The organism is Streptomyces sp. NBC_01803, from assembly GCF_035917415.1.
Classification (GTDB): domain Bacteria; phylum Actinomycetota; class Actinomycetes; order Streptomycetales; family Streptomycetaceae; genus Streptomyces.
In genome coordinates, this window is the sequence record NZ_CP109073.1 from 3,946,215 (window position 1) to 3,969,063 (window position 22,849).

Annotated in this window: 20 protein-coding genes; 14 read left to right on the plus strand and 6 right to left on the minus strand. The window is 72.4% G+C overall.

Translation table 11 applies throughout. The features are described 5' to 3' along the window. The first annotated feature begins 8 nt into the window (after positions 1-8). The 3 genes from OIE51_RS18020 to OIE51_RS18030 all read left to right on the plus strand — a co-directional run bounded on the left by OIE51_RS18020 (position 9) and on the right by OIE51_RS18030 (position 5,432). Positions 9-1,076 carry an ATP-binding cassette domain-containing protein gene (locus OIE51_RS18020; RefSeq protein ID WP_326598746.1) on the plus strand — a complete coding sequence of 356 codons (1,068 nt, stop codon included), beginning with the start codon at positions 9-11 and terminating at the stop codon, positions 1,074-1,076. After that, on the plus strand, positions 1,073-1,957 hold the full coding sequence (locus OIE51_RS18025; RefSeq protein ID WP_442811955.1) for an ABC transporter permease: 885 nt from the start codon (positions 1,073-1,075) through the stop codon (positions 1,955-1,957). The genes OIE51_RS18020 and OIE51_RS18025 overlap by 4 nt, the downstream gene beginning before the upstream one ends. Positions 1,958-2,138: 181 nt before the next feature. Then, the gene (locus tag OIE51_RS18030; protein WP_326598747.1) at positions 2,139-5,432 is read left to right on the plus strand and encodes a tetratricopeptide repeat protein; all 3,294 of its coding nucleotides are present in this window, start codon (positions 2,139-2,141) and stop codon (positions 5,430-5,432) included. A 33-nt stretch (positions 5,433-5,465) separates the two neighbouring features. Here the strand turns inward: OIE51_RS18030 and OIE51_RS18035 are convergent, their stop codons facing one another. Next, positions 5,466-5,690 (minus strand): hypothetical protein, encoded by a 225-nt coding sequence (locus OIE51_RS18035; protein WP_326598748.1) that lies wholly within the window; start codon positions 5,688-5,690, stop codon positions 5,466-5,468. 3 nt (positions 5,691-5,693) lie between these two features. Then, positions 5,694-6,566, minus strand: a complete 873-nt coding sequence (gene mca / locus OIE51_RS18040; RefSeq protein WP_326600678.1) for a mycothiol conjugate amidase Mca — start codon at positions 6,564-6,566, stop codon at positions 5,694-5,696. A gap of 133 nt (positions 6,567-6,699) precedes the next feature. Between mca and OIE51_RS18045 the strand changes: the two genes are divergently transcribed. The 3 genes from OIE51_RS18045 to OIE51_RS18055 all read left to right on the plus strand — a co-directional run bounded on the left by OIE51_RS18045 (position 6,700) and on the right by OIE51_RS18055 (position 9,817). Then, entirely contained in the window at positions 6,700-7,122 is a 423-nt protein-coding gene (locus tag OIE51_RS18045; protein ID WP_326598749.1) for a DUF4307 domain-containing protein, read from the plus strand. A 166-nt stretch (positions 7,123-7,288) separates the two neighbouring features. Further along, the gene (gene greA, locus OIE51_RS18050) at positions 7,289-7,789 is read left to right on the plus strand and encodes a transcription elongation factor GreA (protein WP_326598750.1); all 501 of its coding nucleotides are present in this window, start codon (positions 7,289-7,291) and stop codon (positions 7,787-7,789) included. 27 nt (positions 7,790-7,816) lie between these two features. Beyond that, complete coding sequence (locus tag OIE51_RS18055) at positions 7,817-9,817, plus strand: thioredoxin domain-containing protein (RefSeq protein ID WP_326598751.1); 2,001 nt, start codon at positions 7,817-7,819, stop codon at positions 9,815-9,817. Positions 9,818-9,902: 85 nt separating this feature from the next. Here the strand turns inward: OIE51_RS18055 and OIE51_RS18060 are convergent, their stop codons facing one another. The 3 genes from OIE51_RS18060 to trhA all read right to left on the minus strand — a co-directional run bounded on the left by OIE51_RS18060 (position 9,903) and on the right by trhA (position 12,791). Then, positions 9,903-10,526, minus strand: coding sequence for a TetR/AcrR family transcriptional regulator (locus OIE51_RS18060; RefSeq protein ID WP_326598752.1), 624 nt, complete (start codon positions 10,524-10,526; stop codon positions 9,903-9,905). Beyond that, positions 10,523-12,055 (minus strand): MFS transporter, encoded by a 1,533-nt coding sequence (locus tag OIE51_RS18065; protein WP_326598753.1) that lies wholly within the window; start codon positions 12,053-12,055, stop codon positions 10,523-10,525. Before OIE51_RS18065 ends, OIE51_RS18060 begins: the two co-directional genes overlap by 4 nt. 88 nt (positions 12,056-12,143) lie before the next feature. After that, positions 12,144-12,791, minus strand: a complete 648-nt coding sequence (gene trhA, locus OIE51_RS18070; protein ID WP_326598754.1) for a PAQR family membrane homeostasis protein TrhA — start codon at positions 12,789-12,791, stop codon at positions 12,144-12,146. A gap of 141 nt (positions 12,792-12,932) precedes the next feature. Here trhA and OIE51_RS18075 point away from each other — a divergent pair, with 141 nt between their 5' ends. Beyond that, a complete protein-coding gene (locus OIE51_RS18075) occupies positions 12,933-14,798 on the plus strand; it encodes a phosphoenolpyruvate carboxykinase (GTP) (RefSeq protein WP_326598755.1) in 1,866 nt (621 codons plus the stop codon). A gap of 59 nt (positions 14,799-14,857) precedes the next feature. Here OIE51_RS18075 and OIE51_RS18080 read toward each other — a convergent pair whose 3' ends face one another. Then, on the minus strand, positions 14,858-16,069 hold the full coding sequence (locus tag OIE51_RS18080; RefSeq protein ID WP_326598756.1) for a pyridoxal phosphate-dependent aminotransferase: 1,212 nt from the start codon (positions 16,067-16,069) through the stop codon (positions 14,858-14,860). Between the two features lie 198 nt (positions 16,070-16,267). Here OIE51_RS18080 and OIE51_RS18085 point away from each other — a divergent pair, with 198 nt between their 5' ends. The 7 genes from OIE51_RS18085 (at position 16,268) to OIE51_RS18115 (ending at position 22,849) form a co-directional block, all read left to right on the plus strand. Continuing rightward, the gene (locus OIE51_RS18085) at positions 16,268-17,560 is read left to right on the plus strand and encodes an alanine racemase (protein WP_326598757.1); all 1,293 of its coding nucleotides are present in this window, start codon (positions 16,268-16,270) and stop codon (positions 17,558-17,560) included. Positions 17,561-17,670: 110 nt separating this feature from the next. Next, complete coding sequence (locus OIE51_RS18090; protein WP_326598758.1) at positions 17,671-18,552, plus strand: hypothetical protein; 882 nt, start codon at positions 17,671-17,673, stop codon at positions 18,550-18,552. A 33-nt stretch (positions 18,553-18,585) separates the two neighbouring features. Then, positions 18,586-19,344 (plus strand): Flp pilus assembly protein CpaB, encoded by a 759-nt coding sequence (gene cpaB, locus OIE51_RS18095; RefSeq protein WP_326598759.1) that lies wholly within the window; start codon positions 18,586-18,588, stop codon positions 19,342-19,344. 16 nt (positions 19,345-19,360) lie between these two features. Next, entirely contained in the window at positions 19,361-20,587 is a 1,227-nt protein-coding gene (locus tag OIE51_RS18100; protein ID WP_326598761.1) for an AAA family ATPase, read from the plus strand. Next, on the plus strand, positions 20,584-20,964 hold the full coding sequence (locus OIE51_RS18105; RefSeq protein WP_326598762.1) for a TadE/TadG family type IV pilus assembly protein: 381 nt from the start codon (positions 20,584-20,586) through the stop codon (positions 20,962-20,964). Before OIE51_RS18100 ends, OIE51_RS18105 begins: the two co-directional genes overlap by 4 nt. Positions 20,965-20,966: 2 nt before the next feature. After that, on the plus strand, positions 20,967-21,344 hold the full coding sequence (locus tag OIE51_RS18110; protein WP_326598764.1) for a TadE/TadG family type IV pilus assembly protein: 378 nt from the start codon (positions 20,967-20,969) through the stop codon (positions 21,342-21,344). Between the two features lie 164 nt (positions 21,345-21,508). Beyond that, positions 21,509-22,849, plus strand: coding sequence for a CpaF family protein (locus tag OIE51_RS18115; RefSeq protein ID WP_326598765.1), 1,341 nt, complete (start codon positions 21,509-21,511; stop codon positions 22,847-22,849).

Sequence of the window (22,849 nt, forward strand, 5' to 3'; positions counted from 1 at the left end):
AGATCCTCATGCCAGGCGCCATCTGGGCCGAAGGGCTCGTGAAGACCTTCGGCGACGTCAGGGCACTGGACGGCGTGGACATCGACGTGCCGGAGGGCACCGTGCTCGGCCTCCTCGGGCCGAACGGCGCGGGGAAGACGACCACGGTGCGTGTCCTCACCACCCTGATGCGGCCCGACAAGGGCCGAGCCGAGGTGGCCGGTCTCGATGTGCTCAAGTATCCGAACGAGGTGCGGCGCTCCATAGGGCTCTCCGGCCAGTTCGCCGCCGTCGACGACTATCTGACCGGCCGGGAGAATCTTCAGATGGTTGGTCGGCTCTACCAGCTCTCCGCGCGGGACGCGAAGCGCCGAGCCGACGAGCTGCTGGAGCGGTTCAACCTGGCGGACGCCGCCGACCGCACCGCCAAGACGTACTCCGGGGGCATGCGCCGCCGCCTCGACCTGGCCGCCGCGCTGATCACCAGCCCGCCCGTGATGTTCATGGACGAGCCGACCACCGGCCTCGACCCGATGAACCGGCAGGCCCTGTGGGAGGTCATCGAGGAATTGGTGGCCGGCGGCGCCACGCTGCTGCTCACCACGCAGTATCTGGAGGAGGCCGACCGCTTGGCCGACACCATCGCCGTGGTCGACAGCGGCAGGGTCATCGCGCGAGGCACCTCCGACGAGCTGAAGAGCCAGTCCGGCGGTGACGTGGTCGAAGTCGTGGTGCACGACCGGACGCGCCTGGCCGAGGCCGAGACGGTGCTGCGGCGCCTGGGCGACGGCGAGACCACCCTGATCGAGCACACCCGCAAGCTCGGTGTCCCGGCCTCCGGCGGCGCCAAGACGCTGGCCGAGGTCATCCGCGAGCTGGACGCCCTCGGCATCGAGATGGACGACATCGGTCTGCGCCGCCCCACCCTGGACGACGTCTTCCTCTCCCTCACCGGCCACGCGGCCGGTACGGACGGAGCGACCGGGACGGGCGGGAAAGGCGGGGCGGGCGGGGTGGACGGGGCCAAGGGCCCGACGAAGACGGAGAAGAAGGACAAGAAGAGCAAGAAGGAGAAGAAGGAGAAGGTGACGCGATGACCAGCCCCCTGTCCGCCGCGCGCCAGCCGATCGGGCCACGGCACGCGGCGCGCCCGGACGACCAGCGGATCGGCTTCCGCCAGGGCTTGCGTGACTCCATGATCGTCGCCAAGCGGAATCTGCTGCGGATGCTGCGCATCCCCGAGATCGTCGTCTTCGGCATGATCCAGCCGATCATGTTCGTCGTCCTGTTCTCCTACGTCTTCGGCGGCTCGATCAACATCCCGGGCGCCGGTCTCGACCCCGAGGCGTACCGGGAGTTCCTGATGGGCGGCATCTTCGCGCAGACCGTCACCTTCGCCACGGCGGGCGCGGGCGCGGGCATAGCCGAGGACATGCAGAAGGGCATCATCGACCGTTTCCGCTCGCTGCCCATGGCGCGCGGCGCCGTCCTGACCGGGCGCACCTTCGCCGACCTGGTGCAGACGGCCGTCATCCTGGTCGTCCTCGCCATCGTCGCCTTCGCGGTCGGCTGGCGCACGCACGAGGGACTGCCCAAGGCGCTGGCCGCCTTCGGGCTGCTGCTCCTCTTCGGCTATGCCTTCACCTGGATCGGTGCCCTGATCGGCCTGTCGGTCCGCTCCCCGGAGGCGGCCACCTCCGGCGGCCTGGTCTGGCTGTTCCCGCTGACGTTCATCTCCATCGCCTTCGTCCCCTCGGAGAACATGCCGGGCTGGCTCCAGCCGGTCGCCGAGTGGAATCCGTTCAGCGCCACGGTGCTGGGTGTCCGCGAGCTCTTCGGGAATCTGCCGCCGGGCTATCAGGCGCCGGACTCCTGGCCCATGCAGCACCCGGTGCTGGCCTCCGCCTTGTGGTCGGTGGCGGTCATCCTCTTCTTCCGCAAGCAGGCCGTGCGCAAGTACCGGCAGGCCACCGGCTGACGGCCGCCCGCCCGCGCGCGGAGGAGGCCCCCGCCGATCGGCCGGGAGCCTTGTGTCGCCGTCCGGTGCTTGCGCTTTCCGCCGCCTGTCCCGAATATTCGCCCATGTGCAACGACTCGGCCGAATTCAGCGTGATAGATGGCGGGTTGAGCGGCATGTCGACGGGTGATGGGGGAGACGGATGTCGGTACCGGTACGGACCGAGCTGAGCGAGCGGCACCGGGCGGAGGTGGACCGCATGCTGGCCGAGGCGGTCGAGGAGGAGGTGCGCCGCTCCGAGGGGCGTGTCGACGGCGCGCAGCTTCTGCGGCGCGCCCGGGGCGCGCTCGACGAGATCGCGCGGCCGGCCCACGAGGAGTACACGGCGTACCGCCAGGCCGAGGCCGACAGCGCGCCCGGCCGACTGCTCGACCGGTTCGGCAGGGAGGCCCTCGGCGGCCTCGCGGGCGCGGCGGGCGCCGCCGCCCTCGCCACCCTGCTGCTGGTCGCCGGCCGCGACGAGTCCACCGCGACGGCCGTCCGGGACGCCGGGCTGGTCGCCCTGGCGGCCGTGCTCGGATTCACGCTCCGGGCCGTGGCCGCCCACCTGTGGTCGGCGGAGCGGCAGGCCGGCAGCCGTCACCAGCCAGGCGGCGTCGACCAGTTGCGGCTTGCCTGGCGCTCCGCCCTCGACGTGCGCGGTATCCGCCCCTATCTGGAGCAGCAGCGTGCCCTCGCCCCCCGCCGCGACGCCACCGGCAGGGAGAGCCGGGAGCGGCCGGGCGACCGCCGCCCGGCGTCCCGCTCCCGGGACCGGTCGGGCCAGGCCCGCACCCGTTCGGTGCTGGCCCGTTCCTTCGACCGGCTGCCCGACCGGGGCCATCCGTTCATCGGCCGCCGCAGCCAGCTCACCCAGCTCACCCAGTGGGTCAACCGGGACCGCGCCCGCACCGACACCCGGCCCACCGTCGTCGTGCTGCACGGCCCGTCCGGCTCCGGGCGCACCATGCTGGCGCGCTGGGCCGCCCATGAGACCCGCGAGCTGTTCCGGGGTGCCTGCCTGGTGGACCTGCGCGGCCAGAGCCAGGACCCGCTTCCCACCCGCGACGCGATCCTCCACCTGATGAACCGTCTCGGCGCCCCCCGCGAGCAGCTCCTGTTCCGCGAGAACACCGGCCGGGACGCCGACCCCGCCCAGCTCCGCCGGCTCGTTGAGGCATATCACCAGCACCTGGCCGGTCTGCCGGTCGTCATCATCCTCGACGACGCCACCGACGCCGAGCAGGTGCGCACCCTCATCCCCGAGCGTTCCGACTCCCTGATCCTGGTCACCGCCGCCGAGCCGCTGGCGCTCGGCGACGACCTGCCCGCGTCCGTCCACCACCTGGAGCTCGGCCCGCTCGACCAGGCCGCCGCCGAGGAGCTGCTGCGCGCCTCCGTGGCGGACGGCGCCACCGTCGCCCCGGTGCCCTACGACGAGGTGAGCTGGCGGCGCGTCACCGAGCTGTGCGACGGCCGCCCGCTGCTGCTGCGCATGGCCGGCTCCGCGCTGGACCACCGCTCCCCGGGGCAGCTCGCCGACGACCTCGCCGCCTGTGGCCCCCCGGACGGCGGCCCCGACCCGGCCGAGCGCGCCCCGCGCCTGCGTTACGCCGACCAGCCCGAGGCCGCCCGCCGGCTGCTGCGCCGCCTCGCCCTCGTCGGCCGGGCCAGCCTCGGCCCCAGCGCCGCCGCCGCGCTCCTCGACGTCGGCCGCCAGGAGGCGGCCCGCCGGCTGGAGGAGCTGACCCGCGCCGGCCTGCTGCGCACCACCCACGGCGACCGGTACCAGCTGCACGACCTGGTGCGCCGCTTCGCCCGCGCCCGCCTGCACGAGGAGGAGAGCGACGCCGACCGCTCGGCCGCCCAGGAGCGGCTGATCCGCAGCTACGCCGAGCTGGCCGACACCGTCATCCGGCTGGTGGACGGCAAGACCTCCACCCGCGCCAACGTGCTGCCCGCCGCGGCCGGCGGCCACGGCTTCCCCTCCCTGGACGCCGCGCTGCGCTGGCTGGACGACGAGACCAGCTTCATCACCGCGACCCTGCGCCACGCCGATGAGCGGGTCGACCGCGAGGCCGTCCAGCACCTGCTGGGCGCGCTGTGCGACTACTGCCTGCTGCGCGGCGACCTCTACCGGCTCGGCGAGCTGAACGAGCTGACCCAGGCGATCAACCAGGGCCTGCTCACCCGTTCGGTGCAGTGGCGCACCGGTGTCGCCGCCCGCCAGCTCGGCGAGCTCGACAAGGCCCGCTCCACGCTCACCTCCGTGGTCACCCTCTACCAGCAGGCCCACAACGAGGCGGGCACCGCCCGCGCCCTGCGCGACCTGGGGATCACCCTCCAGCACCAGGGCCGGCTCACCGAGGCGGGCGCCAAGCTGCGCGAATCCCTGCGGCTCCAGTCCGGCGAGCACCTCGACGGCGACCGCGCCTGGACCCTGCACGCGCTGGCCGCCCTGGAACGCGAGTGCGGCCGGATCGTGCCCGCCCGCGCGATGCTCGCCGAGGCGCTGGAGCTGCATCAGGGCAGCGGCAGTGTGCACGGCGAGGCGTGGACCCGCTTCCAGCTCGGCCAGACCCTCCTGTACGGCGGCGACATCCCGGCCGCCGAGCGTGAGCTGCGGCTCTCCCTCGACCTGTACGAGCGCTCCCGCGACGGGCGCGGCGTCGCCTGGGCGCAGACGGTCCTCGGTCTGGCCCGGGTCTACGCGGGCGACCCGGCCGCGGCGCGGGAGCAGCTCGACGCGGCGCTCGCCCGGCACCGCGACACGGAGGACGCCCGCGGCGAGGCGTGGGCGCTGTACAACCTGGGCCAGGCCCTGGAGGAGGCGGGCGACGCCGGGAGCGCGCTGCGCACCCACGAGCGGGCCCGGTCGATGTTCAGCCGGATGCGGGACGTCTACGGCCTGGCCTGCACCCGCCACCACTCCGCCCGGATCAGCCGGGACACCCGCGCGGAGAGCACCGGCTCGCTGCGCAACAGCGGCTTCGCCCGCCAGCTCCTGACCGACGCCCGCCGGGACTACCGGCGGGCGGGCGTCCGGCACGGCGAGGCGTGGTCCTGCCTGGAGCTGGCGGTGATCGAGGCGGGGAACGAGCGGCTCGGCCAGGCATTGGAGCTGACCGACCAGGGCCTGCGGCTGTTCACGGAGGGCTACGGCGACGGCCGTCCGGACGCGCGCGGCGCGGACTGGGCGGCGTTCCTGCGCTGCACCCTGCTGCCGCTCGCCTCGCCCGGCGGCTCGGAGGTCGGGCAGGCGGTCGCCCAGGAGGAGCTCACCGATCTGCTGCGCGCCGGGCACCCGCTGCGCGACCCGCGCCTGACGGACGCCGCGCGGTCGTACGCGCACCTGCTGGAGCGCGGCCAGGGCCCGGAGTCGGGCTGGCCGGCCTGGCGCCTGGGCATGGTGCCCCGCCGCGGCGCGCGTGACGTGATCGGCGGGCCCGGGCGGTGAGCGGCCCTCCCCCGCCCCGGGCGGGGGAGGGGGTCACGAGCGCGAGGACCCGCGCTCGCCCTCCCGGCCGGCTCCGGCGGGGACGCCCTGCTGCTCCTGAGCCTCCAGCACGGCGATCCTTCTCAGGTGCTTGCTCATGGACTTCAGCAGCAGCCAGACACCCAGGCCCAGCACGGCGAACACGATGAAGCCGAGCACGCCCGGCGTCACGGTGTATTCGTTGAGCTCCTTGGCGGCAAGAGGCAGCAAGTCAGTCATCTCTCAATTCTGGCGGATGCCGGCGAACAGGTCCGACTCGGGGAGCGAGGTATCCACGCGGGAGCGGGTCAGCTCGTAGTCCTCGGTCGGCCAGACTTCCTGCTGGACGTCCATCGGCACCTTGAACCAGCCGCCGTCCGGGTCGATCTGGGTGGCGTGCGCGATCAGCGCCTTGTCCCGGACGGGGAAGAACTCCGCGCACGGCACTCGCGTGGTGAGCTGCCGGTCGGGCCAGTCGGCCTCGTCCCAGCGCTTGAGCCACTCCGCGTACGGCGACTCCAGGCCCCGGTCCAGCATGGCCTGGTGCAGGGCGACGGTGCGCGGCCGGGAGAAGCCCTGGTTGTAGTAGAGCTTCAGCGGCTGCCACGGCTCGCCCGCGTCCGGGTAGCGCGCGTGGTCGCCCGCGGCCTCGAAGGCGACCATGGAGATCTTGTGGGTCATGATGTGGTCCGGGTGCGGATACCCGCCGTTCTCGTCGTACGTGGTGATCACGTGCGGCCGGAAGGTCCGGATCAGCCGCACCAGCGGCTCGGCCGCGGCGTCCACCTCCTGGAGGGCGAAGCAGCCCTCGGGCAGCGGCGGCAGCGGGTCGCCCTCCGGCAGCCCCGAGTCGACGAAGCCCAGCCACTCCTGCCGCACGCCCAGGATCGCCCGGGCCTCGGCCATCTCCCGGGCCCGCACCTCGTGGATGTGCTCCTCCAGATAGGGGTCGCCCTGGAGCTTGGGGTTGAGGATGGAGCCACGCTCCCCGCCGGTGCATGTCGCCACCAGGACGTCCACACCCTCTGCCACGTATTTGGCCATGGTGGCGGCGCCCTTGCTGGACTCGTCGTCCGGATGGGCGTGCACGGCCATGAGCCGGAGCTGCTCGGTCAACGCTCGGTCCTCGTCCTCGTCCTCGTCCGTCAGGTCACTCGTCGGCGTGGGGCACACGCCTTCTATAGTGACTGATGGACCGCAGCCGCTATTCCGAGTTTCCGAGTATCCGAGTTTCCGAGGACCGAGCGCCATGGCTGAAGTACGAGCGGACCTGCCCGAGGGGCGGTACGGCCGTTCTGGCACGGCCGATGCCCGTACTGACCGGCGGCTCAGGATCATCGGCGCCGTGCTCGGGGCCGCGCTGGTCGGCTTCGTGGTCTGGGCCGGGGTGTCGTACATCTCCGACCAGAAGGTCACCGGCGAGCTGACCGGCTTCGAGGTGGTCTCGGACGGCGAGATCGAGGTGAACATCGCGGTCCGCAAGCCCTCCGGCACCGACGGCGTGTGCACGGTGCGCGCCCAGGCCGAGGACGGTCTGGAGGTCGGCCGCGCCGATTTCCGCTTCGACGAGGACGCCGGTAGTGTGCACCGTTCCGTGACGCTCAGGACTACCGAGCGTGCCACCGCCGCCGAGCTCATGGGCTGCACGGAGGCCACGTCAGCGGCACGCTGAGTGGTGGCGGGTTTGTCCATGGCAGCGGAGGGTAATGTCTCCGCACACATCGGTCGTCGTTGTGAGAGTCGATTTTTCGATCGATGTAACGCCCGCCCAGGAGCGCACCGAGTCCGGGTCGGGCGCCTTGTTTTTATCCCCCTCTCTTTTCACCCGAGGAGCACCTGTGACGCAGACCAGCGACACTGTCACCTGGCTGACCCAGGAGGCGTATGACCAGCTCAAGGCGGAGCTGGATCATCTGTCGGGTCCTGCCCGCGTCGAGATCGCGAAGAAGATCGAGCAGGCGCGCGAAGAGGGCGACCTCAAGGAGAACGCCGGGTACCACGCGGCCAAGGAGGAGCAGGGAAAGATGGAGGCGCGCGTGCGCCAGCTCACCCAGCTTCTGGAGAGTGCCCAGGTCGGTGAGGCCCCCGCGGACACGGGCGTGGTGGCGCCCGGCATGGTGGTGACGATCGCCTTCGACGGCGACCCGGACGACACGATGACGTTTCTGCTCGCCTCGCGCGAGTTCGCCACGTCGGACATCGAGACGTATTCGCCGCAGTCGCCGCTGGGCAGCGGCGTGAACGGCAAGAAGGTCGGCGAGGAGGCCGAGTACACGCTGCCCAACGGCAGCGTCGCCCGCGTCAAGGTGCTGGAGGCCAAGCCCTATCAGGCGGCCTGAGCCCGCCGCGCGGTGCAAGATGGTCCCATGGCCAATCGACTCGCCGCCGAGACCTCGCCCTATCTGCTTCAGCACGCGGACAACCCCGTCGAGTGGTGGCCGTGGCGCGCCGAGGCGTTCGACGAGGCGCGGCGGCGGGACGTGCCCATCCTGCTGAGCGTCGGATATGCCAGCTGTCACTGGTGCCATGTCATGGCCAGGGAGAGCTTCGAGGACGAGACGGTCGCCGCGTATCTGAACGCGCGCTTCGTCCCGGTGAAGGTGGACCGGGAGGAGCGGCCCGATGTCGACGCGGTCTACATGGACGCGGTCCAGGCCGCGACGGGCCAGGGCGGCTGGCCGATGACCGTGTTCATGACGCCGGACGGCGAGCCGTTCTACTTCGGCACCTACTTCCCTCCCGAGCCGCGCTCGGGCATGCCGTCGTTCGGGCAGCTCCTGGAGGGCGTGCACACCGCCTGGACCGACCGGCGGGGTGAGGTCGCCCAGGTCGCCGCCCAGATCACGGGCGAGCTGGCGGACCGGCGGTTGTCGTACGACACGCCCGGCCCGCCCGGCGCGGATGACCTGGCCGTGGCCGTGAGCGTGCTGGACGGCGAGTTCGACGTGGCGCACGGCGGGTTCGGCGGGGCGCCGAAGTTCCCGCCGGCCATGGCGCTGGAGTTCCTGCTGCGCCACCACGCGCGCACCGGCTCGGCCGACGCGCTGCGGATGGCCGAGGCGACCTGCGAGGCGATGGCGCGCGGCGGCATCTACGACCAGCTCGGCGGCGGCTTCGCGCGGTACGCGGTGGACGCGACGTGGACCGTGCCGCACTTCGAGAAGATGTTGTACGACAACGCGCTGCTCGGCCGCGTCTACACGCACCTGTGGCGGACCACGGGGTCCGTCCTGGCGCGGCGGATCGCGCTGGAGACGGCGGACTTCATGGTGCGCGAGCTGCGCACCGCCGAGGGCGGCTTCGCCTCGGCGCTGGACGCCGACAGCGAGGTGCCGGGCGGCGGCGGGCACGCGGAGGGCGCGTTCTACGTGTGGACGCCCGAGGAGGTGCGCGCGGCGGGCGCGGAGGCGGCGGCCGAGGCGTACGGCGTCACGGCGACCGGCACGTTCGAGGCGGGCGCCTCGGTGCTGCGGCTGCCGGGCGCCGAGCCTCCGGCCGGGCTGCGCGAGCGGCTGCTGACGGCGCGCGACGCGCGGCCGAGGCCGGAGCGGGACGACAAGGTGGTGGCCGCCTGGAATGGCCTGGCCGTCGCCGCGCTCGCCGAGACCGGCGCCTGCTTCGACCGCCCCGACCTGATCTCGGCGGCGACGGACGCCGCCGAGCTGCTGGCGCGCGTCCACCTCGGCGCGGACGGCCGCCTGACGCGCACCTCGCGCGACGGCCGGGCCGGCCCGAGCGCGGGCGTGCTGGACGACTACGGCGATGTCGCGGAGGGCTTCCTCGCGCTGTACGCGGTGACCGGCGCTCGGCCGTGGCTGGACCGGGCGGGGTCCCTGCTGGAGACGGTGCTCACACGCTTCACGGGCGAGGACGGCGCGCTGTTCGACACGGCCGACGACGCGGAGGAGCTGATCCGCCGCCCGCAGGACCCGACCGATGGCGCGACGCCGTCCGGCTGGACGGCGGCGGCCGGGGCGCTGCTGTCGTACGCCGCGTACACCGGGAGCGGCCGGCACCGCGCGGCGGCCGAACGGGCGCTGGGCATCGTCACGGCCCTGGGCACCCGCGCGCCGCGCTTCATCGGCTGGGGTCTGGCGGTGGCCGAGGCGGCCCTCGACGGACCGCGCGAGGTGGCGGTCGTCGGCCCCCGGCACGATCCGGCGACGGCGGAGCTGCACCGCACGGCTCTGCGCGCCACGGCCCCCGGCGCGGTGATCGCCCTCGGCGAGCCGGACACCCCCGACGCCGCCCCCCTCCTGGCGGACCGCCCGCTGCGCGACGGCCGGCCGACGGCGTACGTCTGCCGCGGCTTCGTCTGCTCGGCCCCGACCACGGCCCCGGCCGACCTGGCGGCCCAGCTCCGCTGAACGGCGCCGCAGGCCCGAGCGCGGTTCCGCCGGCGGGTGAGCGGGACCGGCCGCGGCCGGTCCCGTTCGGGACGCTCGGGCTCCGTCAGCCCTGGTCCGCCAGGTTGGTCCGCATGGTGGCCACCGCGCGGTCGATCACGTCGGTCAGGTCGTCCCGCAGGTCGTGGGCGACCCAGTAGATCAGCGCCGCGCGCAGGCCGCCGAGGATGGCGCTGATGAAGACCTGGATCTCCAGCTCGTCGGGGGAGCGGCCCAGGCGGGTGGCGAGGGTCGCGGCCAGGAGGCGGCCGGAGGCCGCCATGCTCTCGTCCAGGCGGGCCCGGACGGCGGGGACCGTGGCGACCAGCCGCATCCGCACCCGCACCTCGGCCAGTGCCTCGGGCGTGGTGTACGCCTGCCGGAGCGCCGTGCGGATGGCCTCCCGCAGGGCCGTCAGCGGTGGCTCGTGGGCAGGGCGGGCGCGCAGGGCGCTGTCGAGAACGGAGTCCTCCTCGTCCGTGAGGACGATGTCCTCCTTGGTCGGGAAGTACCGGAAAACGGTGCTCGGCGAGACCTCCGCGGCCTCCGCGATCTGGTCCACCCGGGTGGCGTCGTAGCCCTGCTCCGCGAACAGCCGGTACGCCGCGCCACGGATCGCCCGCCGGGTGCGGATCTTCTTGCGTTCGCGGAGGCCCGCCTTGGCGGTGGGAGCGGAGGGCACGCGGGTCATTCTCGGACATCTCCCTCGGCCGCGACCAGGGTTGTCACCCCTGGCCGGTCCGCGCGGTGCTGCGGCAGCAGCAGTCCGGCCAGCAGGGCGCCGCCGAGCGCCGCGAGGGAGCAGACGTAGAGCGTGACGCTCATGCCGTGGGTGAACGCCCAGTCGGCGGAGTCGGTCAGCCCCGGGGCGCCGGTGTGCTCGGCGACGGAGTGCGCGGCGACGACCGACTCGCGGGACGCCTCGGCGGCCTGCGGCGGCAGGCCCTCGGTGTCCAGGCGGTCCCGGTAGACCTGGGCGAGCAGGCTGCCGAGCACCGCGACGCCGATGGCGCTGCCGACGTGCCGCAGGGTCAGCAGCAGCCCCGAGCCGGTGCCGGAGTGGTCCGGCGGCAGCGCGGCGATCGCCGCGTCGGTGGCCGGCACCAGTGCCAGCCCGGCACCCAGCCCGGTGACCGTCAGCCAGATGGCGGTCAGTCCGTAGCGGGACCCCACCTCGATGGTGCTGCCCTGGATGCCGGCGAACGACAGCAGCGCGAGCCCGGTGGCGACGACGCCGCGCGGTCCGAACTGGCGCACCAGCCCCTGGCAGCCCCGGGCCGCGACGAGCACCCCGGCCAGCAGGGGCAGCAGCCGCAGCCCGGTGCCGAAGGCGTCGTGGCCGCGGACCGCCTGGAGGTACTGCGGAAGCAGGAAGATCAGCCCGGCCAGGATGAAGCCGATCAGCGCGCCGATCAGGGCGTTGCCCCCGAAGACCGGATCGCGCAGCAGACCGAGCCCGAGCGGCGGGCCCTCCCGCCGCCGCTCCCTGGCGATCAGCAGGAGCAGCAGCGGCAGGGAGGCGGCCCAGGCCGCCAGGACCAGCGGGTCGCCCCAGCCGCGGCTGGGCCCCTCGATCAGCCCGTACACCAGCGCGCCGAGCGCGCCGGCCACGCAGGCCGCGCCCAGCACGTCGACCCGGGGCGCGCCGCGTTCCCTGGTCTCTGGCAGCAGCGCGCAGCCGGCGAGCGCGACGGCGACCAGCGGGACGTTGACCAGCAGGACCGAGCCCCACCAGAAGTGGTCGAGGAGCCAGCCGCCGACGAGCGGGCCGAGGGGCAGCCCGGCGGTGAACGCGGCGGTGAGCGCGGCGATGGCCTTGGCGCGCTCGGCCGGGCCGAACAGGGCGGGCAGCACCGCGACCGTCAGCGGGCTCACCAGCGCGGCGCCCAGGCCCATGACCGCGCGCCCGGTGATCAGGAGCCCGGGGCCGCCGGCGAGGGCGCCGAGGACCGAGCCGGCCAGCATCACGGCCAAGCCGGTCACCAGCGTCAGGCGGCGGCCGAACCGGTCGCCGACCAGCCCGGCCGGGACCATGATGGCGGCGAAGACGACGAGGAAGGCGTCGACCATCCACTGCTGCTGGCGGGTGCCCACCTTGAGGTCGGCGGCGATGGACGGCAGGGCCACGTTGAGGATGGTCATGTCCAGGCCCAGGACGAGCGTCGCGACGGCGAGCGCGCTCAGGGCCCACCAGCGGCGCGGGCCGAGCCGTGGGTCCATGTCCAAGACACACCTCCGAGAGCCACCGCTAAATGATAGTGGCTCTCAAAAGTGAGTCATTTCGATATGTGGGGGACTCCGTGGAGCGTCAGGTGATCGGCCGGTAGGCGATCAGCGAGATTCCCACGTAGTGCACGGCGAAGGCGGCCAGGGTCAGGGAGTGGAACAGCTCGTGGAAGCCGAACCATTTCGGCCATGGATCGGGGCGCTTGAGGCCGTAGATCACCCCGCCGGCGCTGTAGAGCACGCCGCCCACGACGACCAGGATCATCACCGCGATGCCCCCGGTGCGCAGGAAGTCCGGCAGGAAGAAGACGGCGGCCCAGCCCAGGGCGAGGTAGCAGGGGGTGTAGAGCCAGCGTGGGGCGCCGACCCAGAAGACGCGGAAGGCGATGCCGGCGACGGCGCCGGCCCAGACGCACCACAGCAGGAGCTGTCCTCGCGCGCCGTCGAGCAGCAGGATCGTGAACGGGGTGTAGGTGCCCGCGATGATCAAGAAAATATTGGCGTGATCCAGCCGTCTCAGCACGGCCTCGGCGCGCGGCGTCCAGTGGCCGCGGTGATAAAGGGCGCTGACACCGAACAGCAGGCAGGCGCTGAGGGTGTAGACGGCGCAGGCCACGCGGGCTCTGGGGCTTTCCGCCAGGGCGGTGAGGAAGACGCCCGCTATCAGCGCCGCGGGGAACATGCCGGCGTGCAGCCAGCCGCGCAACCGGGGTTTTGCCGACAGGGTCATGGGCAGATGGTAGCGAGCGGCGGGCCGCGCTCACATGAGCCCAACTAGACACAGAAGAGAAGTCGGGGCACTATCAGATGAGCGCCCAATCCCTACGGATGAGCGACTCGCACGTAAAACCCTCAACCCTCTGGAGCGAACGTGACGCTGATATCAGCCGCTCCCGTCGCCGCCAACGCCCCGACCCGCCACCACAAGCTCATCGCCTGGGTGGAAGAGATCGCCGCGCTGACCGAGCCCGACCAGGTCGTCTGGTGCGACGGATCCCAGGAGGAATACGACCGCCTCAGCGCGGAGCTCGTGGCGAAGGGCACGTTCATCAGGCTGAACCCTGAGAAGCGGCCCGACTCGTACTACGCCGTGTCCGACCCGACCGATGTCGCCCGGGTCGAGGACCGTACTTTCATCTGCTCCGAGCGGCCGGAGGACGCCGGTCCCACCAACCACTGGATGGACCCCGCCGACATGCGGGAGATCTTCACCGGTCGGCAGGGGCTCTTCCGGGGCTCCATGCGTGGCCGGACCATGTATGTGGTGCCGTTCTGCATGGGCCCGCTGGGCTCGCCCCTCTCCGCGCTCGGCGTGGAGATCACCGACTCCGCGTATGTCGCCGTCGCCATGCGCACCATGACCCGGATGGGCACCGCCGTGCTCAAGGAGCTCGGCGAGGACGGGCATTTCGTGCGGGCCGTCCACTCCGTCGGCGCTCCCCTGGCCGACGGCCGGGACGACGTGCCCTGGCCGTGCAACCCGGTCAAGTACATCTCGCACTTCCCCGAGACCCGCGAGATCTGGTCCTTCGGCTCCGGCTACGGCGGGAACGCGCTCCTGGGCAAGAAGTGCTACGCCCTGCGCATCGCCTCCGTCATGGCCCGCGACGAGGGCTGGCTGGCCGAGCACATGCTCATCCTCAAGCTCACCCCGCCCGCCGGGGAGGCCGCCCGTGACGGAGGAGCCAGGAGCCACTACGTCGCCGCGGCGTTCCCCTCCGCATGCGGCAAGACCAACCTCGCGATGCTCCAGCCGACGCTGCCCGGCTGGAAGGTCGAGACCGTCGGCGACGACATCGCCTGGATGCGCTTCGGCGACGACGGCCGGCTCTACGCCATCAACCCCGAGGCCGGCTTCTTCGGTGTCGCGCCCGGCACCGGCGACAAGACCAACGCCAACGCCATGCGCACTCTGTGGGGCAACTCGGTCTTCACCAATGTCGCCCTCACCGACGATGGTGATGTCTGGTGGGAGGGCATGACCGAGGAACCCCCCGCCCACCTGACCGACTGGCGTGGAAACGACTGGACCCCCGACGCCGAGACCCCCGCGGCGCACCCCAACGCCCGGTTCACGGTGCCGGCGGCCCAGTGCCCGACCATCGCCCCCGAGTGGGAGGACCCGGCCGGGGTGCCGATCTCGGCCATCCTCTTCGGCGGGCGCCGCGCCACCGCGGTGCCGCTGGTCACCGAGTCCTTCTCCTGGCAGCACGGCGTCTTCCTCGGGGCCAACGTCGCCTCCGAGAAGACCGCGGCGGCCGAGGGCACGGTGGGCGAGCTGCGCCGCGACCCGTTCGCCATGCTGCCGTTCTGCGGCTACCACATGGGCGACTACTTCGGCCACTGGCTGAAGACCGGCGCCAAGGCGGGCGACCCGGAGAAGCTGCCGAAGATCTACTACGTCAACTGGTTCAAGAAGGACGCCGACGGCGCCTTCGTGTGGCCGGGTTTCGGCGAGAACATCCGGGTGCTGAAGTGGATTGTCGAGCGGCTTGAGGGCCGGGCCGAGGGCGTCGAGAGCCCCATCGGGGTCCTCCCGACGCCCGAGGCGCTGGACACCGAGGGCCTTGGCATCACCCGGGAGCAGCTCGAATTCCTCCTGGAGGTGGACCCGGAGATCTGGCGCCAGGAAGCGGCTTTGATCCCCGAGCACCTGCGCGCCTTCGACACCCACACTCCCGAGGAGCTGTGGGACGAATACCGGGCCCTGACGGAACGGCTGGACCGACTGGGCTGAGGGAAGGGCCCCGCACAACGGCGTGCGGGGCCCGCGGGCGTCTTGGCGCTCGCCGGCGCTCAGTACTGGTTGTAGCCGTCCAGGAACGAGCCGATCCGCTCCACCGCGTCGGCCAGCTCGCTCGCCTGCGGCAGCGTCACGATGCGGAAGTGATCGGGCTCCGGCCAGTTGAACCCGGTGCCGTGCACGATCATGATCTTCTCCGACCGCAGCAGGTCGAGGACCATCTGCCGGTCGTCCTTGATCTTGTAGACCTTCGGGTCCAGCCGGGGGAAGGCGTACAGCGCGCCCTTCGGTTTCACGCACGTCACGCCCGGGATGCTGATCAGCTTCTCGTACGCCACGTCCCGCTGCTCCTTGATCCGGCCGCCCGGCAGCACCAGCTGCTCGATCGACTGGCGGCCGAAGAGCGCGGCGGCCACCGTGTGCTGCGCCGGCATGTTGGCGCACAGCCGCATGTTGGCCAGGATCGTCAGACCCTCGATGTAGCTCGTCGCGTGCTCCTTGGGCCCGCACACCGCCAGCCAGCCGCAGCGGAAGCCGGCCACCCGGTAGTTCTTCGAGAGGCCGTTGAACGTCAGCGTCAGCAGGTCCGGGGCGATGGCCCCGGTCGGGGTGTGGACGGCGCCGTCGTACAGAATCCGGTCGTAGATCTCGTCCGAGCAGACCACCAGCCGGTGCCTTCGGGCGACCTCCGTGAGCTGCCGCAGCATCTCCGCGTCGTATACGGCCCCGGTGGGATTGTTCGGGTTGATGATCACCAGCGCCTTGGTCCGGTCGGTGATCTTGCGCTCGATGTCGGCGATGTCGGGCATCCAGTCGGAGCCCTCGTCGCAGCGGTAGTGCACGGCGGTGCCGCCGGCCAGCGCGACCGAGGCTGTCCACAGCGGATAGTCCGGCGCCGGGACGAGCACCTCGTCGCCGTCGTCCAGCAGCGCCTGCATCGACATCTGGATCAGCTCGGAGACGCCGTTGCCCAGATAGATGTCCTCGACCGACAGGTCGATGCCCTTGGTCTGGTAGTGCTGCATCACCGCGCGGCGGGCCGAGAGCAGGCCCCTGGCGTCCCCGTACCCGTGCGCGGTGCCCACGTTCCGGAGGATGTCCTCCAGGATCTCCGGCGGGCATTCGAAGCCGAACGCCGCGGGGTTCCCCGTGTTGAGCTTCAGGATGCGGTGGCCCGCCGCTTCCAGCCGCTGCGCCTCTTCGAGCACGGGACCACGGATCTCGTAACAGACATTCGCGAGCTTCGCCGACTGGATCACCTGCATGCACGCCACCTTACGGCCGTGTAACGCGGGGCGCCTTGTGTTTTCGCCCACGCGGGTGGTGAGCGGCCCGCGCGGGCTTGGTCCGGTGACCCCGCTCGGCGATCGCGCTCCGTTGACCATCTCCATACTCGGTGCTAGGTAGGGTCGGGGATCCCGTTACCCCGCCCGTCCGATGTCGCTCGGCCACCCGGAGTCGCCATGCCCACCGCGTTCGACACGCTCGCCGACGAGATCGTCGATCACCGTTTCAAGGGCTTGCCGCCCGACGCGGTGGGGCGCACGATCGGGGAGCTGGCGGCGGAGCGGCGCGATCTGTACACCGGCGGATTCACCACGCCGGTCCTGACGCTCTCCGCCGAGGCGGTGGAGCACAACCTGACGTGTATGGAGCGGTTCGTGGGGCGCCACGGCCTGGTGCTCGCGCCGCACGGCAAGACCTCGATGGCGCCGCGCCTCTTCCAGCGCCAGCTCGACCACGGCGCCTGGGGCATCACCGTCGCGGTGCCGCACCAGGCCCGCGTGGCGCGGGCGTTCGGCGTGCGGCGGATCTTCCTCGCCAACGAGGTGGTCGACCCCGCCGCCCTGGCCTGGCTCGCCGGCGAGCTGGACGCCGATCCCCGCTTCCGCTGCGTGTGCTACGTGGACTCCGCGCGCGGCGTGGAGCTGATGGACGCGGCGTTGCGCGCGGCCGGGGCGAGCCGCCCGCTGGAGGTCGTGGTCGAGCTCGGCGTGCCCGGCGGGCGCGGCGGTGTCCGGGACGAGGCGCAGGCGACGGCCGTGGCCGACGCGGTCGCCCGCACCGCCACGCTGCGGCTGGTCGGCGTCGCCGGGTACGAGGGTGAGATACCGGACGCCGACGCCGTCTCGGTGCGCCGCTGGCTGGACGGACTGTGCGCGCTGGCCGTGGAGTTCGACAAGGCGGGCCGGTTCGCCGGGCTCGGCGAGATCATCCTGAGCGCGGGCGGCAGCGCCTGGTTCGACGCGGTGGCGGGCGCGTTCACCGCCCTGCCCGAGCTGTCCCGGCCCGTCTGCAAGATGCTGCGCGCCGGGGCGTATGTCAGCCACGACGACGGCCGGTACCGGGACGTCACCCCTTTCAACCGGGCGCCGCTGGAAGGCTCGTTGCTGCCCGCCTTCCGGCTGTGGGCTCAGGTCGTCTCCCGGCCGGAGCCCTCCCTGGCCCTGATCAACGCCGGGAAGCGGGACATGGCCTACGACCTCGGCCTGCCGGAGGTGCAGGCCGTACGCACCGTGGAGGGCCGGGTGCGCGGCGGGTACGGCCTCGTCGTCAGCAGACTGGCCGACCAGCACGCCTTCGTCGAGGGCCCGTCGGCCGACGGCGCCCGCGCGGGTGGCGGAGTGCTGCCGCAGGTGGGTGACTGGGTGGCACTGGGTATGTCGCATCCGTGCACGATCTTCGAGAAGTGGCCCCTGATTCCGCTGGTGGCGGGTGACGGCACGGTCACCGACTACGTCCGCACCTTCTTCTGAGGTGTGCGGTCTCCGTTCCGTGCTGTTCCCCCACGCGGCGGAGTCGATAAGCTGCCCAACTGGCGGAGTCACCATACGAGACGGGTGTCCAAGGGCCCGGGGGGAGCGGCATGCCGATTGCCATCGCGGTCACCAGCGCCGACCTCGTGCTGCCGCCCACCGACCAGCACACGCCCAGCGCGCACGTGCTGACCCCGCCGGAGCGGCAGGACTTCCCGGCCGCGCTCGCCGAGATCAGCGAGCTGCTCAGCGGCCACGGTCACCTGATAGTGCTGTACCCGACCACGACCCCGCTGCCGTACGTCCAACGGCTGCACGCCGTGCGCGCCATGCTGGAGTCCGACCGCGTCGCCCTGCTGCCCAGCGCCCTGCCGCCGCTCGGCACCGCGGTGCTGGTCCGTCAGCTCCGTCAGCTCTCCGCCTGCGACTTCACCCCCGGGGTGCTCGGTGCCTCCGCCCGGCTGCTGGCCCACTACATCTACGCGGGCGCGCTGCTCGGCTCCGGCACCCGCCTGGACCGGGTCCCCGTCACGCTCCCGGCGACCAACGGCACCCGGCAGCCGGGCGGCCAGTGCGCCGTGCTGGCCGGGCCCACCCCCCAGCTGGTCCGGGCCGACGGTGATGTGTCCCTGGCGGGCCCGCAGTTCGCGACCACCCTCACGTACGCCCCCGGCGCCCTGGACAGCGCGTGGGTGACCCGCCGACTGGCCGGGCAGTGGCAGGTCCAGGCCCTGCACCCGGTGCACCTGCCGGCCGAGTCGGCCGCCTGGTGGGCCACCGCCAAGCTGGTGGAGTTCGCCGCCGCGATACCGGACGTCTCGCTGCTCTACCAGATGGTGAGCTCGATGCGGCAGGAAGCCTGCCACTGGTGCGGCCTCACGCTGATAGGCGACCGCTGCGCGTTCTGCTCGGCCCCCGTGGTGTCCCAGGAGCGCGCGCCGCGCGCGATAGGAACGTCGCGGCGCAGGGCACTCGCCCCGGGCGCGGGATGACAGCGACCACGACGGAGAGGGTAGACACGCTTCATGAACGCTCGCCAGCGACGCGGCCTGCTGCTGCTGTTCGCCTCGGTGTTGCTCGCCCTCGGGGCGTTCGCCGGGGTGCTCGCGGTGATCAACGACGTCGAGTCGAAGGTCGGTCCGGAGACCACCGCGTACGAGCTGAGCGAGGACGTCGACCCCTATGAGGCGGTGACCGCCGACAAGCTCCGCGAAGTCAGCATCCCCGAGCGGTATGTGCCGGACTCGGCGGTCCTGGACCTGGCCGAGGTCGAGGACCGGGTCGCCGTCGGTCGGCTGCGCGAAGGGTCGCTGCTCCAGAGCGACATGCTGGCCGCGCGGCCCGAACTGGACCCGGGTCAGGTGGAGATCGCCGTGATGATCGACGCCTCGACCGGCGTGGCCGGCAAGATCCGTCCTGGCGCGACGATCAACATGTACGCCGCCTACCGGATCCGGCAGCAGGGCGCCCAGGGCAACGATGAGGAGGACACGGCCGAGATCGTGCGGCTGATGGTCAACAACGCCGAGGTCATCGAGGTCGGCGACCTCACCGAGGTCGAGGACGACGAGAGCAACGTCACCGCGGCCGTCCCGATCACCTTCGCCCTCGACAACACGGACGCACAGCGCGTCACCTTCGCGGAGGCGTTCGCCGAGCAGGTGCGGCTGGCGCTCGTGGCCCCCGGTGACGAGCGGGAAATCCCGGAGGACGAACGGACATACACCATCATCGGGGACATCCTCGGCGACCCCCACGCCGAACTCGGCGGGGTCCTCCCCTAAGGAAGCAGGTGGACCGATGACGACGCGCATTCTGCCCGCGGTGGGTGATCCGGACACCGCCCGTTCGCTGATCACCCTGCTGAGCCAGCTCCCCGACAGCGAGCCGATGCGCTCCGTGCCGGACTCCGGCACGCTGCTGGACACCCTCGCCTCCCTCACCCACGAGTCGGTGGCCGAGCTGCCCGACGTCGTGGTGATCCACGAGCACATCGGGCCGCTGCCCGCCCTGGAGCTGATCCGCGAAGTCGCCCTTCGCTTCCCGGCCGTGGGCGTGGTGCTGGTGTCGGCGGAGCCCACCGCCGGGCTGTACTCGGCGGCCATGGACGCGGGCGCCCGCGGCCTCGCCGGACTGCCGCTGACCTACGACGAGTTGGGCGCCCGGGTGCTGGCCGCCGCCCAGTGGGCCGCGGGGATGCGCCGCCACCTCGGCGCGGGCGAGACCGTCGCGCCCGGCCCCGGCGGCCGGATCATCACCGTCTCCGGCGCCAAGGGCGGCGTCGGCGCCACCGTGCTGGCCACCCAGCTCGCGCTCGCCGCGCAGACCGCCGGGCCCTTCGAGCGGGGCGCGATCCTCATCGACCTCGATCTGCTGTGCGGGGATGTCGGCTCGTACTTCGACGTCCAGTTCCGCCGCTCGGTCGCGGACCTGGCGGGCATCGCCGACATCACCCCGCAGGTGCTGGCCGAAGCGGTCTTCACGCACGAGACGGGCCTGTCCATGCTGATCGCCCCGGCCGAGGGCGAGCGTGGCGAGGACGTCAGCGACGCCACCGCCCGGCAGTTGCTGACGGCGGTCAGGTCGCGTTACGACGTCGTCGTGGTGGACTGCGGGTCGCACATGAACAGCGCCAACGCGGCGGCCGTCGAGATGGCCGACATCGCCGTCCTCGTCACCACCCCGGACGTGATCGCGGTCCGCGCCGTCAACCGTATGGTCCGGATGTGGGACCGGCTGCGCATCCGCAAGGCCGCCGACACGCTCACCGTCGTCAACCGCCTCGGGCGCACCAGCCACATCCAGCCGCAGCTCATCTCCCGGATCACCGGCACGCATGTCGCGCGCAGCGTGATCCCGGCGGGCTTCCGGGAGTTGCAGGAGGCGCAGGACGCCGGCCGCATCCAGGACCTCGACGTCCGCGGCCAGGTGCGGCGCGCGATGTGGGCGCTCGCCGTCGAACTCGGCCTGATCGCCCCGGAGCCGGCCGCCGCCGGAGCCGGCAGGCGCCGGGGCAGGCGGCCGTGATACGCGGGGCGGCGCGGAAACGGGACCGCGACCGGGGCGCGCTGCTGGTGGAGTTCACCGGCATCTTCCCGCTGATCCTGGTGATGCTGGCCCTCATCTGGCAGTGCATCCTCATCGGCTACACGTTCTCCCTGGCGGGGAACGCCGCCGACGAGGGCGCGCGGGCGGCGGCCGGTGCTGACGGCGACGCCGAGGCCGCGTGCGAGACGGCGGCCAGAGAACACCTGCCGGACGCCTGGCAGGCGGACATCTCGTGCCCCCTGGTGGGCAACATCCGCCGCGCCGACATCGACCTGGAGGTCCCCGTCCTCTTCCCCGGCGCGCTCAACCTGCCCATGACGATCTCCGGCTCGGCCGGCGCGGCGGAGGAGGGCTGACCATGGCCGGACGGCTTCGTCGCCGGGACCCGCGGACCAACGACCGCGGCGTCACCGCCGTCGAGTTCGCGGGCTGGCTGCCGCTGCTCGTTCTCGTCGCCCTGACCGCGCTTCAGCTCGGACTCGTCGGGTATGCCGCACAGCAGGCGGGATCCGCCGCCCGGGCCGCCGCCAGGACCGCCGCGCAGGAGGAGATCGAGGACGAGTACGCGGCGGCGGGACAGGCGGCCGTCAGCGACTGGCTGACCGTGGCCGTCACCGCCGACCAGTCGTGCGGCGACGAGGCCACCGTGACGGCGCGCGTCACCGTTCCCTCGGTCCTGCCGTTCATCGATCTGTTCGGCGAGGCCAGCAGGACCGTGACCATGCCGTGCGACTGAGGCGGTCGGCGGCCGGGCCGGAGCCGTCGACGAGGACGGCGCGGTCGACGAGGACGGCGCGGTCGACGAGGACGGTCGATGAGGAAGGCGCGGTCGGCGAGGACGGCGCGAACGGCGGACGAAGACAGCGGGCAGCACCGGAACAGCGAGGTAAGGAGCGAGCGATGGGCCTGAGATCCCGAGTCCACGCCCCCGACGAGACCGCCGACGCCGGACCCGGCGACAGTCGGCTCGTCGCGACCTACCGCGCCAAGCTGCTGGAGGAGATCGACCTCGCCGAGATGTCCTCGCTCGGCACGAGCGACCGCCGCGACCGGCTGGAGCGCGTCCTGGGGCACATCCTCAGCCGCGAGGGCCCGGTCCTGTCCACCCAGCAGCGCGCCCTGCTCATCCGCCGCGTCGTGGACGAGGCCTTGGGCCTCGGCATCCTCGAACCCCTCCTGGAGGACGCCTCCATCACGGAGATCATGGTCAACGGCCCCGACCAGATCTACGTCGAACGCTCCGGCCGGGTCGAGCGGCTGCCGCTGCGCTTCGCGTCCGAGGAGCAGCTCATGCAGACCATCGAGCGCATCGTCTCCACGGTCAACCGCCGCGTGGACGAGTCGAATCCGATGGTCGACGCCCGCCTGCCCACTGGCGAGCGCGTCAACGTCATCATCCCGCCGCTGGCGCTGAGCGGCGCCACCCTCACCATCCGCCGCTTCCCGCGCGCCTACACCCTCGCCGAGCTCATCGGCTTCGGCACCCTGGACGAACAGCTCGTCCTGCTGCTGTCCGGGCTGGTGCGGGCGAAGTTCAACGTCATCGTCTCCGGCGGCACCGGCTCCGGGAAGACCACCCTGCTCAACGCCCTCAGCGGCCTGATCCCCGAGGGCGAGCGCATCGTCACCGTCGAGGACGCCGCCGAACTCCAGCTCCAGCAGAGCCACGTCATCCGCCTGGAGTCGCGCCCGCCCAACATAGAGGGCAAGGGTGAGGTCACCATCCGCGACCTGGTCCGCAACTCGCTGCGCATGCGCCCCGACCGCATCATCGTCGGCGAGGTCCGCGGCGGCGAGACGCTCGACATGCTCCAGGCCATGTCGACCGGCCACGACGGCTCGCTCGCCACCGTGCACGCCAACAGCGCGGAGGACGCGCTGCTGCGCCTCCAGACCCTGGCCTCCATGTCCGAACTCCAGGTGCCGTTCGAGGCGCTGCGCGACCAGATCAACAGTGCCGTCGACGTGCTCGTCCAGCTCACCCGGCACCCAGACGGGTCCCGGCGGCTGGCCGAGATCGCGATCCTGTCCTCGCACGGCCGGGAGGCGTTCCGCATCGCCACCGTCGCGGAGTACCGCGCCGAGCCGATGAGCCCCGACGGCCGCGTGCACGGCCGCTTCCACCACTACCCGATCCCCCGCGCCGTCGCCGACCGCCTCTACCTGGCCGGCGAGCCGCTCCCGCAGGCGTTCGGCGTCCAACTCGACGACTCCCACCTCGCCACCCGGGAGGCGAGCTGA

What these genes read in the sequence shown, in the direction of transcription:
- OIE51_RS18080 (WP_326598756.1), bottom strand. Translation starts at nt 16,069, where the DNA reads ATGCAGGTGATCCAGTCGGCGAAGCTCGCGAATGTCTGTTACGAGATC.
- OIE51_RS18025 (WP_442811955.1), top strand. Translation starts at nt 1,073, where the DNA reads ATGACCAGCCCCCTGTCCGCCGCGCGCCAGCCGATCGGGCCACGGCAC.
- OIE51_RS18030 (WP_326598747.1), top strand. Translation starts at nt 2,139, where the DNA reads ATGTCGGTACCGGTACGGACCGAGCTGAGCGAGCGGCACCGGGCGGAG.
- OIE51_RS18045 (WP_326598749.1), top strand. Translation starts at nt 6,700, where the DNA reads ATGGCTGAAGTACGAGCGGACCTGCCCGAGGGGCGGTACGGCCGTTCT.
- OIE51_RS18090 (WP_326598758.1), top strand. Translation starts at nt 17,671, where the DNA reads ATGCCGATTGCCATCGCGGTCACCAGCGCCGACCTCGTGCTGCCGCCC.
- OIE51_RS18065 (WP_326598753.1), bottom strand. Translation starts at nt 12,055, where the DNA reads ATGGACCCACGGCTCGGCCCGCGCCGCTGGTGGGCCCTGAGCGCGCTC.
- OIE51_RS18085 (WP_326598757.1), top strand. Translation starts at nt 16,268, where the DNA reads ATGCCCACCGCGTTCGACACGCTCGCCGACGAGATCGTCGATCACCGT.
- OIE51_RS18060 (WP_326598752.1), bottom strand. Translation starts at nt 10,526, where the DNA reads ATGACCCGCGTGCCCTCCGCTCCCACCGCCAAGGCGGGCCTCCGCGAA.
- OIE51_RS18100 (WP_326598761.1), top strand. Translation starts at nt 19,361, where the DNA reads ATGACGACGCGCATTCTGCCCGCGGTGGGTGATCCGGACACCGCCCGT.
- OIE51_RS18115 (WP_326598765.1), top strand. Translation starts at nt 21,509, where the DNA reads ATGGGCCTGAGATCCCGAGTCCACGCCCCCGACGAGACCGCCGACGCC.
- trhA (WP_326598754.1), bottom strand. Translation starts at nt 12,791, where the DNA reads ATGACCCTGTCGGCAAAACCCCGGTTGCGCGGCTGGCTGCACGCCGGC.
- OIE51_RS18035 (WP_326598748.1), bottom strand. Translation starts at nt 5,690, where the DNA reads ATGACTGACTTGCTGCCTCTTGCCGCCAAGGAGCTCAACGAATACACC.
- OIE51_RS18020 (WP_326598746.1), top strand. Translation starts at nt 9, where the DNA reads ATGCCAGGCGCCATCTGGGCCGAAGGGCTCGTGAAGACCTTCGGCGAC.
- OIE51_RS18055 (WP_326598751.1), top strand. Translation starts at nt 7,817, where the DNA reads ATGGCCAATCGACTCGCCGCCGAGACCTCGCCCTATCTGCTTCAGCAC.
- cpaB (WP_326598759.1), top strand. Translation starts at nt 18,586, where the DNA reads ATGAACGCTCGCCAGCGACGCGGCCTGCTGCTGCTGTTCGCCTCGGTG.
- OIE51_RS18110 (WP_326598764.1), top strand. Translation starts at nt 20,967, where the DNA reads ATGGCCGGACGGCTTCGTCGCCGGGACCCGCGGACCAACGACCGCGGC.